This window comes from Paenibacillus sp. AR247, assembly GCF_002968895.1.
In the GTDB taxonomy this organism is placed as follows: Bacteria; Bacillota; Bacilli; order Paenibacillales; family Paenibacillaceae; genus Paenibacillus_AQ; species Paenibacillus_AQ favisporus.
Window position 1 is genome coordinate 68,873 of sequence record NZ_PCZT01000025.1, and the last position, 9,263, is coordinate 78,135.

Below are 9,263 nucleotides of genomic sequence, written 5' to 3' on the forward strand. Positions count from 1 at the left end.
AAATCTAAGGAGGAAACATAAATGACAGAACAACTCATTAAAGTGGATGGTATTGAACTGTGCAGCGAGAGCTTTGGACGAAAGGAAGATCCGGCACTCCTGCTCATTATGGGCGCCACCGCCTCGATGATCTGGTGGGAGGACGAATTTTGCCAGCGCCTTGCTGACGCGGGACGGTTTGTCATCCGTTACGATAACCGCGACGTCGGCCAATCGATGAATGATGAGCCCGGCAACCCGCAGTACGGCTTAGAGGACATGACCGATGACGCCATCCGCGTTCTGGACGCCTACGGAATTAGCCGGGCCCATGTGGCAGGCATGTCGCTCGGCGGCCTGCTGACGCTGATGGCTACGGTCAAGTATCCCGAGCGGGTGCTGAGCGATACGCTGATCATGACCTCTTCGTTCCGTGACCCGAGTCTGCCGGAAATGGAAGAAAAGGTAGCTGCCTTTTTTGCTTCCGCCGATCAGGTCAATTGGGAGAATGAACAGGCGATCCTGGACTTTAGCGTTCAAAAATGGAACCTGCTCCGCGGGTCAAAGCACGCTCCGGACGAGGATAAAGTCCGCCGGCTGGCCGCACGGGAGCTGCAGCGGACCCGAAATTGGACGGCGAGCATGTTTAATCATGGCCTGCTGACCGGCGGAGAGGAATTGATTGCCCGGGTACCGGACATCCGGGTGCCGGCCCTTGTCATCCATGGCACGGAGGATCCGATCATCCCTTATGTCCACGGTGAAGCATTGGCACGGGAAATTCCAGGAGCCCGGCTGCTGACCCTGGAAGGAACCGGCCATGAGCTGCATGAGGACGATTGGGATGCCATTCTGGATGCGATTATCCAGCATACCGCAGACATTCAGCAGAGCGAATCGAGATCAGTTAAGTAATTAGCAAAACAGCGGGCAGGGATGAGTCCCTGCCCGCTGTCTGTATGTAACCCCCTACGGATGATGAATCCGATGCTTCAAGATTGCGCTGCCGTCAATCACTGACAAGATGTCTGTTTTCAGCTCAACCGGATATACCGACAAGCCATGTAATTCCTCAATTGTAAACCATTTGAAGATCAGTCTGCCGCCATCCTCAATGCCTGGGAACTCGCCCTCCCGATCCAGAATTTCATGGCCCTCGGGAAAAGAAAACGTAAAATAAAATCCGATTTCATGGTATTTCATCCGGGCATATTCGAAAAAATCCTCATTGACATACAACAGCTTGTCTATCTGTATATCAACGCCCAGCTCTTCCCGGATCTCCCGGATGAGAGCCTGGTCCGTCGATTCCTGAAACTCCACCCGCCCGCCAGGCAGGTTCCAGAAATCATCCTGCAGCGTCGTGTGCAGCAATATCCGGTCGCGGTGAACGGCGATTCCCGCAACCCGAAAGTTAAATTTGTTCTGCCCTTCTGTAAAGGTAATCACCGGATCACCCAACTTCCATTCCGCAGCAGCGGCTCGATCGTGCCGTCCTCATGCTCCGCATCGATGCTCCGTTCCGCCGAACCGACCATAAAATCTTCGTGCTGCATGCTGACGTTGGCTCCGCGGGCAAGCAGCTCCTCATCGCTGAGTCCCGCCCCGCCCTGCAAATTGGTCGGATACGCACTCCCGAGCGCAAAATGGCAGGACGCATTCTCGTCGATGCCCACGTTATAGAAAACCCGGTTCAGACGGGAGATCGGCGAATCATGCGGTACGATCGCGATCTCCCCCAAATATCGCGTCCCCTCATCGGCATCCAAAAACTGCTTCAACGCCTCATATCCGGTCTCCGACGTAAAATCCACCACACGTCCCTCACGAAACGTCAGAGTGAAGCGGTCCACCAGCTGCCCGTTCAGCACAAACGGCCGGGTGCTGGATACCGTTCCGTTTGTCCCGGCGCGGTGCGGCATCGTATACACTTCCTCGGTCGGCATGTTTGCCACGAACGGAATCCCGCTCTGGTTGACCTGCCCTCCGCCAAGCCAGATATGGCCCGGAGCGAGTTCTATCGTCAGATCGGTGCCGGGTGCCTTGTAATGCAGCCTGCGGTACTGCTTCGCGTTCAGCTTATCGGTGACGGCTCGTAAATGCTGCGTGTGCCTCTGCCAGGCAGCCACCGGATCCTCTTCATCGATATGGTTCATACGGAAAATCGATTCCCATAATGCGTTCACCCGCTCTTCCTGCGGGCGGTCGGCAAACACTTGATCCGCCCACGCCTGGCTCGGCACGTTGACGATGCACCAGCTGATCCGATTGGTGCGCACGTATCCGAGATAGTTCCGGCGGGCGGCGGCGGCGGCTTTCCGGGAAGCCGATATTTTCGCCGGATCCACGCCCTCATACAAATTCGGATTCTCCCCGTCCAGCAGGAGAACCGCTCCGCCGGACTCTGCGATGCTCTCCATCATGTGCGCCGTCCAAGGGGGATAGAACGCAAACGATTCCGGCCCCGCCAGGTCATAGCGCATGCGCTCTACCGTTTCATCACGCCAGTTCAACTGTACATACTTGGCCCCTGCCTGGTAGGCTTTAGCCGTAACCAGCCGCGCAAAATCAGCCGACTCTATAGGTGACTCCACATAGAGCACCTGGCCTGGCTGCACATTCACGCCCACTTGGACGAGCAGCTCCGCATATTTTTCCATTTGCTTCTGTAACTCCGTCAATAACATCCCCTGCCTTATCTATTTATAACTGGTACGATCTTCATAACGAGCCGATTAGCCGGGTGACCAGAGGAAACGCATAAATGACCACCATGCAGGCCAGCAAAATCCAGCTGAGAATCCGCGGATACTTGGCACGGTACAGTCTCACGGTACCAAATATGCCCGCCACGAGCAATGCCAAACCGGCGATGACCGGCAGATGATACCCGGTTGAACCCCCTGTCCACGGATCCAAACCTAAGCTTGAAAAAATCATGTCCCCCACGGATACATCCTGATGATTTTGCACCAAAAGGATCAGCGCGGCCAGAATCATCAGGAAATAGGGTATGCCCTTTTTCACGCTTAATCACCTCCCTCGGAATCTGCTCCGCTTCACTAATTCCTTTCCAGCATCCAATCCAGGTGTTTCTTACTATGGTTCCATATCCAATGGGCCCCCGTCTCGATCTGGTGCAGCAGCCCATTCAGGGTTCGGTGCGCGAGCACGAAGTCCTCCTCCGTAATAGCCGAACTGCGAAGCGCTTCGCTCAAATCGTCTTCATCTTTGATCACATAGCTGCCGTCAGGAAAGACAACCAAGTCCAGATACAAGTCATCCCAGTAAGGAATGCCCTCCCCGCTCAGGCTGTTCCGTTTCGTCATATCTACGTACCACTGGATGATCTCTCGCTCCGCATTAAACATGGTGGTGACCGCGTAGTGCTCCCCTTCCGGAAAGTGCTGCATCCAAACGTATCCCTGATCAGCCAGGCACAAGTCCCGGTTCTGCATCTGTACCACAAGAGGCTCGCTGATTTGATGAATCGAGATGAGTGTCACATGCCCATTAAATTCGTCGGATCGGAGCCGCCTGCAGGCAAAATCTCTTTCCAGCACCCGCCGCCAATCCTGCCGGTCGGCATATTTTCGCTTCACTTACTCCCCTCCCGAGCTCTCCGCTTCTGCATAACTCTGGCCGCCACCGCTAAGCAAGCGACTGAGACGATGCCGATCCCCGCGTACAACCACCACATCGTTCGCATCTCCGGCCCTCCGGAATAAGCTCCCTGCTGAATCGCCAAAATGTACGAATTGTCACCGGTTCGAACCGCGATGGCCTCCTGGCTGCTCCGCCCTTGAATGGCGTAGTAACCTGTTCCTTTGGGATACATATTGGAGAAATTCCCCCGGTACGTTCCTTCCCGGTCCGAATACTTCGTGACTTTGCCGATTTTTTGGCCGACGTCCTCGGGCTGAACGGCTTGTTCCGTGACCCGGTAGATATGGCCGGAGTATACGACAAATGGATAAGCCCAGCTTGCCGAGGCGATCGATAGCGGAAAAAGAAGGATGAAACCAAGGAATAGAGACAGCACTCTTTTCAAATGACATTCCTCCTCCGAAAAAAATACCATCAGCAAAAACGCTAATCCGTGGCTTTTTACACAACGACCGTCAGCTTATGCCTGAACCCATGTTCCCCGGGTATAGCCCAGCTTCAGACTTGCCCGCTCCATGTTGCGGTGGCTGGTCGAGGCGTAGGCCGCCTGGCCGACTACGATCCGGCAGCCGCTTCGATGCGCTTCGGTGATCCTTTTTTCCAACAGCGCCTGCTGAACCCCCTGGTTGCGGTATTCTTCCAGTGTCGTGGCAAACGTCAGCGAAGCCGTGTCATCCTGGATATACATCACGCCTACGCCGGCCGGTCTGCCGTTGACCCATCCCGCATAGAACTTCCATCCATCCCTGTCATAAAGAACCATGTTGTTGTCGGCGATGTGGTGTTTGCCGGATATTGGCAGACCAGTGCCCAAGCAGTGAATTTCGGCATACAAGTCCATTTCGTCTGCCGTGATTTCCCGGATCGTAATATGCTCTCTTACTGTCTCACAAGAGCGCGGTTCGCCGTATAAAGTCGCATGATACCCGGTCTGGTAATAGCCCTGATCAAAAAGAGCCTTCATCAGCTTGGGATGAGTTTTGGAAGGAACCACCTCAAATTGGCATCGGCCCTGCCGCTTCCGATAAAACTCCAGAATTTCATCCAGGCGCTCAGCCTCTTGCTCTCCAATCCCCTTCACCGTATTAAACTGCGGCCATGGCATCGCTTGACTATAGAACGCGGCAGCACCGCCAAAAGTTTGAATGTCGATCCCCATCGGATTGCCGGGCCGCTCCTGAATCGCCTTCATTCGGTCGATCATGTAATCGATTTCGGATTGCTCCATCAGATCGGCCAGTTCTTTGCTTATGTACATATTATGACGTCCTTTCGGGCTTGATCGTCGTTGATTGATCCCTATTTATTCTCGCGGCAAAAGCGGCAACCTGGGAGGTATGATGACGATGATGCCAGATGAACCTTTGCAGGGCCGTGTCCAGTGTGATCGTTCCGAGCACTTCGGTTCGCATCGTTCTGCGAAAGTCCATCGGAGTCAGGTTTAGCAGCAGTCTATAAAAGCGTTGATGCAAAAGCTCAATCAGCGACACTGAATTTCCGATGGTCAGATCCATATAATCCGGCAGCTCGGCCCACAGGTCTTCCCGGTATGAACTTGCCAGAGGCTCCTGTTCGGTCAGGGCTCTTTTAAAACGAATATACGCATTCATATCATTATCCGCCAAATGATGAACAATCTGCCGGACCGTCCAGCCTTCAGGGCGGTAAGGAACATCGAGCTGCTCCTGCTGAAAATGGTTTAGAACGCTTTGCAGCTTGCCGCTCAATTCCGGAATTTGCCCAATCCAATCTTCGCGCTGCTGAGAGGAGGGGGCGATCACGGGCTCAAAAGAACCTATCAGAAAACGCAGCGTATCAGGCGTGGTCATCGTTCTTTTCCCCTTCTGTCACCTTCTGCCTCGTGACTCTTGTGCATGACGACCTGCCGGGTCGGCTTGTAGCCGGTCTGTTGATAAAAATCTACCAGGCCGCTCTCGCAAAATAAGCTGACCACGTGGATATTTTCCAGTTCGGCAGTGATGCGGTCGACGATCTCCCGCCCCAAGCCGCGTTTTCTGTAATCCTCCTGCACGCCCATATCCTCAATATAGGCACGGAACAAGCCGTCCGAGACCGCTCTCGCAAACCCGACCAGCCTGTCCTCGTCCCAGGCGCCGACAGCAATGGATGAGCCGAGCATAGATTCGATATCGGCCAACGTTCTTTCCGGCCACCAGCCCAGGTGATCATACAGCTGTTTCAATTGAGCGGAGGGGATATTTTTCCCTGATACGTCCGTACAGTGATTGGACTCATAATATTAGCTCCTTAATATGGAAATCTTCATTTGCATTAAATACCTCAAACACAGGCCGCTGAACGGAACTGATCGGCATCTGTTCGATTTCATCCATGGACTTGAATTCAAGCTGAAGCGGCGAATTCAGCTTTTTGCCCACTCCCGCGCTTGCTTTAACAGCTCAGCAATCGTTCCGGACTTTTCATCCGAGTATTTCAGCAGCGTGTTGATGCCGCTGGCCAACGTGTTCCGTTTGGCCTGTGCATAGGCATTCGCCTGCTCCGGATGGGTACGCAAATAATCTCTGAACAGCAGGTTATCCCGCCAAATGGCGGAGTCCCACTCGGTAATTTGCAGATTGATCTTCTGTCCGATGCGTTTACGGTAATGTATCCGCCCCGGCACTCCCGCCACACCCATGCCCTCATACTGTAAAGCAACCAGCTGACGGTCTGTCTGCTCATCAATGTGAAGCTCTTTGAGGCCGATCAGGATATCGACAATCGGTTTGGCCGTCATTCCCTCGATAGACGTGCTACCGATATGGGCAAACTCCACCGCTTGTTCCGCAAACACAGGCTCCAGCTTCCTTTTCTCTTGCTCGTAGATGTCCTTCCATTCATCCTGATAAGATGACAGCTCAATGATCTCATCAATACCCATGAGTTCCCTCCGATCCGATCATTGCTCCTTTTTTGGACAGCTCCTTATTTGGAAAAATCCAGTCCCTTGTCGGCCATTGCCCGCCAAAGCTGTTCTACCGCTGTGGGGCCGATGCCGTGAAGCTGCTTCAGCTCCGGTTCGGTGAGTTTCGCGACCTCTTCTAGCCGGGTAATGCCCGCATTCCGGAGGGCGCGTACCGCCGGCTGGGCCAGCTTGGGCAAACCGCTTTCCGTCAGATCCTGCTTATCCTTTGGCATGGCTTATAAACCTCCATAAATAGATGGGTAATACCTTCCAATCACGTTTTCATCCCAAATCTGTGCCTCAATGTATCGCTCTGGCCCCCGGTCCCCGTGCTTGTTCCATTCCTGCGGGAGCCCGTACCTGGCAATGACTTCCCGGATTTCATCCTTCGTATATACCTGCTTGCGATAGGGCTTGCCATCTTCGTAGCGCATTGTCGGAAACAAATCTCCGTACGTAAAACTGATCGAACGATCATCGAATTCGTCCCAATCGATTTGAACCACGTTTGGTTCCGTATACCAGGAACACAGCCAATCGCAAGGTCCGAGGGTCATATAATGCGGATACGGATTTGCGGGCTGGCCGCCTTTGGCTATAAACGCCTCTCTGGCCCGGCCCTCCAGTTTGAGCCTGATATCCATATAATCGCCTGCCCTTTTACTGGCAAACGTTTTTCCTTCCTGGGCGATCTTCCCTAAAATCTCACGGGCTTCTTCCAGCGGCAGACACGACAGGTTTCGAAAAGGACCCAGTTCGGCTTACAAAATAGTGGTACAGAACCAACGTCATGGCCATCGCTCCTTTCGGCAGCTTGGTTACTTAGCCCCACTCAAAAAATAAAGCGTCAGAACATACCGATGATGTCTGACGCTTTACGTTTTATTCCATTTTAGCCAAAAGAAACATCCTTCTCAACGAAAAAAAGGATTCCTCCGCCGGGAAGGCGCTTTGAAACACGGTGATCCGTCATTGGAAGATTGAATTATAGCCCAGCCACTCTTCGTTGATTTTCATCGCATAACGATACACATTAAAATCGCTGTACTGCACATAAAATCCATCACGGATCAAATTGTGGTATTCCGGATTTATCCCAAAGGAAAAGGATATCCGCGGACCTTGGCCCGACTGCCCGAAGGGAATTTCTTGTCCGCTCTTGTCCGTTAACCGAAGATTCGGGCCCTGGGTCATGACGGAACCGTCCGGATTAAGCTTACCGTTATACATAAACTCACCCGATCGATGTTCCCATCCGGGAAATGCCTCGAAACTGAAATAAATGTCATTTCCCCGGTTCAACACATCGTTAAGCAGGATACGCGTATGATTCATCTCAAGGACTTCGACTTTTAAATCTTTCCGTTCGTCCTGCCCGAATGCGATCCATTCCGGTTTGACAAAAATTTTGACGGGTACCTGCTCCTTTACGAGATTCACGTCATACCCCTTATGGGCGATGACATGATCCATAATGCCTTCATCCGAATAGTTCAATGAATAGATCCGGTAGCCGCCCACAATGACGATGATCACCGCAATGATCACTATTGTCCGTTTTCTTTCTGTGCTCATTAAAAGGGCTCTTTTCAGCCACCCATGAAAATAATAGTATATAACGCGTTCCACCGCCCTACCCGATCAGCTTATCCACCGTTTCGCGGTCCAGCTTCTTGATCACCGCCGTAAGCAGGTCGGCGGCCTGGCTGAAGTCGGATTTAGTTTCATCGGGTTCGACTCGCTGCCCGGCGTGTCATGCGCAATACCGACGTCCAGCGCAAAGGCCACGTCCGGCTGGATGAGGTTGGCGGCTGTACCCGCACCGCGGAGACCTACTTCCTCCTGCACCGTCGCTCCCGCATAAATGACGTTCGGATGCTGTTCGTTCTGCAGACGGGACAGGATTTCGACCGCCAGCGAGCAGCCGGAGCGGTTGTCGAGCGCTTTGCCCGCCCACAATTCGCCATCTCGCATCGTAAAGAAATCGCTCACCGGTACGACCCAGTCGCCCGGACGAACCCCCCTCTCCTTGGCATCCGCTTCATCTTTGGCCCCGATATCGATATACAAATCCTTCAGCTTCATGACCTTGGTCCGCTCCTCGGCCTCCAGCACATGGGGCGGCTTGGAGCCGATGATGCCGATGTATTCGCCTTTGCGCGTCTTTACTTTCACCCGGTGGGACAGAACGTTATGCGCCCACCAGCCGCCCAGCTGGTTAAAACGCAGAAATCCCTTCGTCGTAATCTGGGTGACCATAAACCCGATCTCATCCAGATGGCCGGCAAGCATGACTTTAGGTCCCCCGGCAAGGCCGGTTTTCACCCCAAACACGCTCCCGAGCCGGTCCATAACCAGCTCTTCGCTGAGCGGTTCAAGATAGCTTTTCATTTGGGCGCGGACGGCGCCTTCGTGTCCGGGCACCCCGTCGCACTCGGTCAATACCTTCATTCGCTGCGTCATTTCATCCATCATGGTTATTCAACCTCCAAATCTGCGTTTTAAAAAGTATAGAATTCGGACGAACTTATCCATGTTTCTTCGTATATTGCTTCGCCCTCACCAGCCAATTACCTCCCTAGGCGTGGGAAATTGCTTTTTGGGCATTCCCTTTGCACTCCCCGGCTCGAGCCTACGCGTCTACGATGACAGTTCATACGCTTCCATGCTTACCGGATGACACCCGTTTTTC

General features: G+C 53.3%; 14 protein-coding genes. 1 reads left to right on the forward strand and 13 read right to left on the reverse strand.

Annotated features, from left to right (window positions below; genetic code table 11):
• The first annotated feature begins 21 nt into the window (after positions 1-21).
• On the forward strand, positions 22-894 hold the full coding sequence (locus CPT76_RS32945) for an alpha/beta fold hydrolase (protein WP_105445894.1): 873 nt from the start codon (positions 22-24) through the stop codon (positions 892-894).
• A gap of 54 nt (positions 895-948) precedes the next feature.
• Here CPT76_RS32945 and CPT76_RS32950 read toward each other — a convergent pair whose 3' ends face one another.
• The 13 genes from CPT76_RS32950 to CPT76_RS33010 form a co-directional block, all read right to left on the reverse strand.
• Positions 949-1,428, reverse strand: a complete 480-nt coding sequence (locus CPT76_RS32950) for an NUDIX hydrolase (protein ID WP_105445895.1) — start codon at positions 1,426-1,428, stop codon at positions 949-951.
• The gene (locus CPT76_RS32955) at positions 1,425-2,660 is read right to left on the reverse strand and encodes an aminopeptidase (protein WP_105445896.1); all 1,236 of its coding nucleotides are present in this window, start codon (positions 2,658-2,660) and stop codon (positions 1,425-1,427) included. Before CPT76_RS32955 ends, CPT76_RS32950 begins: the two co-directional genes overlap by 4 nt.
• 40 nt (positions 2,661-2,700) lie before the next feature.
• Positions 2,701-3,006 (reverse strand): hypothetical protein, encoded by a 306-nt coding sequence (locus CPT76_RS32960; RefSeq protein WP_105445897.1) that lies wholly within the window; start codon positions 3,004-3,006, stop codon positions 2,701-2,703.
• A 35-nt stretch (positions 3,007-3,041) separates the two neighbouring features.
• Positions 3,042-3,581 (reverse strand): ribonuclease FAU-1 family protein, encoded by a 540-nt coding sequence (locus tag CPT76_RS32965; protein WP_105445898.1) that lies wholly within the window; start codon positions 3,579-3,581, stop codon positions 3,042-3,044.
• A complete protein-coding gene (locus CPT76_RS38125) occupies positions 3,578-4,021 on the reverse strand; it encodes a hypothetical protein (RefSeq protein ID WP_374954755.1) in 444 nt (147 codons plus the stop codon). Before CPT76_RS38125 ends, CPT76_RS32965 begins: the two co-directional genes overlap by 4 nt.
• Before the next feature lie 84 nt (positions 4,022-4,105).
• Positions 4,106-4,903, reverse strand: coding sequence for a GNAT family N-acetyltransferase (locus CPT76_RS32975; RefSeq protein ID WP_105445899.1), 798 nt, complete (start codon positions 4,901-4,903; stop codon positions 4,106-4,108).
• 1 nt (position 4,904) lies between these two features.
• On the reverse strand, positions 4,905-5,474 hold the full coding sequence (locus CPT76_RS32980; protein WP_105445900.1) for a YfiT family bacillithiol transferase: 570 nt from the start codon (positions 5,472-5,474) through the stop codon (positions 4,905-4,907).
• Positions 5,471-5,863, reverse strand: a complete 393-nt coding sequence (locus CPT76_RS32985) for a GNAT family N-acetyltransferase (protein ID WP_258169065.1) — start codon at positions 5,861-5,863, stop codon at positions 5,471-5,473. The genes CPT76_RS32980 and CPT76_RS32985 overlap by 4 nt, the downstream gene beginning before the upstream one ends.
• Positions 5,864-6,028: 165 nt before the next feature.
• On the reverse strand, positions 6,029-6,547 hold the full coding sequence (locus tag CPT76_RS32990) for a GrpB family protein (RefSeq protein ID WP_105445901.1): 519 nt from the start codon (positions 6,545-6,547) through the stop codon (positions 6,029-6,031).
• A gap of 44 nt (positions 6,548-6,591) precedes the next feature.
• A complete protein-coding gene (locus CPT76_RS32995; RefSeq protein ID WP_105445902.1) occupies positions 6,592-6,804 on the reverse strand; it encodes a helix-hairpin-helix domain-containing protein in 213 nt (70 codons plus the stop codon).
• A 3-nt stretch (positions 6,805-6,807) separates the two neighbouring features.
• Complete coding sequence (locus CPT76_RS33000; protein WP_258169039.1) at positions 6,808-7,215, reverse strand: hypothetical protein; 408 nt, start codon at positions 7,213-7,215, stop codon at positions 6,808-6,810.
• A gap of 325 nt (positions 7,216-7,540) precedes the next feature.
• Positions 7,541-8,146: a hypothetical protein gene (locus CPT76_RS33005; protein WP_105445903.1), complete on the reverse strand. Its 606-nt coding sequence runs from the start codon at positions 8,144-8,146 to the stop codon at positions 7,541-7,543.
• A 102-nt stretch (positions 8,147-8,248) separates the two neighbouring features.
• Positions 8,249-9,046, reverse strand: a complete 798-nt coding sequence (locus CPT76_RS33010) for a M42 family metallopeptidase (RefSeq protein ID WP_258169040.1) — start codon at positions 9,044-9,046, stop codon at positions 8,249-8,251.
• Between the last annotated feature and the right edge of the window lie 217 nt (positions 9,047-9,263).

What these genes read in the sequence shown, in the direction of transcription:
- CPT76_RS32990 (WP_105445901.1), bottom strand. Translation starts at nt 6,547, where the DNA reads ATGGGTATTGATGAGATCATTGAGCTGTCATCTTATCAGGATGAATGG.
- CPT76_RS33010 (WP_258169040.1), bottom strand. Translation starts at nt 9,046, where the DNA reads ATGATGGATGAAATGACGCAGCGAATGAAGGTATTGACCGAGTGCGAC.
- CPT76_RS32980 (WP_105445900.1), bottom strand. Translation starts at nt 5,474, where the DNA reads ATGACCACGCCTGATACGCTGCGTTTTCTGATAGGTTCTTTTGAGCCC.
- CPT76_RS33005 (WP_105445903.1), bottom strand. Translation starts at nt 8,146, where the DNA reads ATGAGCACAGAAAGAAAACGGACAATAGTGATCATTGCGGTGATCATC.
- CPT76_RS32945 (WP_105445894.1), top strand. Translation starts at nt 22, where the DNA reads ATGACAGAACAACTCATTAAAGTGGATGGTATTGAACTGTGCAGCGAG.
- CPT76_RS33000 (WP_258169039.1), bottom strand. Translation starts at nt 7,215, where the DNA reads ATGGATATCAGGCTCAAACTGGAGGGCCGGGCCAGAGAGGCGTTTATA.
- CPT76_RS32995 (WP_105445902.1), bottom strand. Translation starts at nt 6,804, where the DNA reads ATGCCAAAGGATAAGCAGGATCTGACGGAAAGCGGTTTGCCCAAGCTG.
- CPT76_RS32975 (WP_105445899.1), bottom strand. Translation starts at nt 4,903, where the DNA reads ATGTACATAAGCAAAGAACTGGCCGATCTGATGGAGCAATCCGAAATC.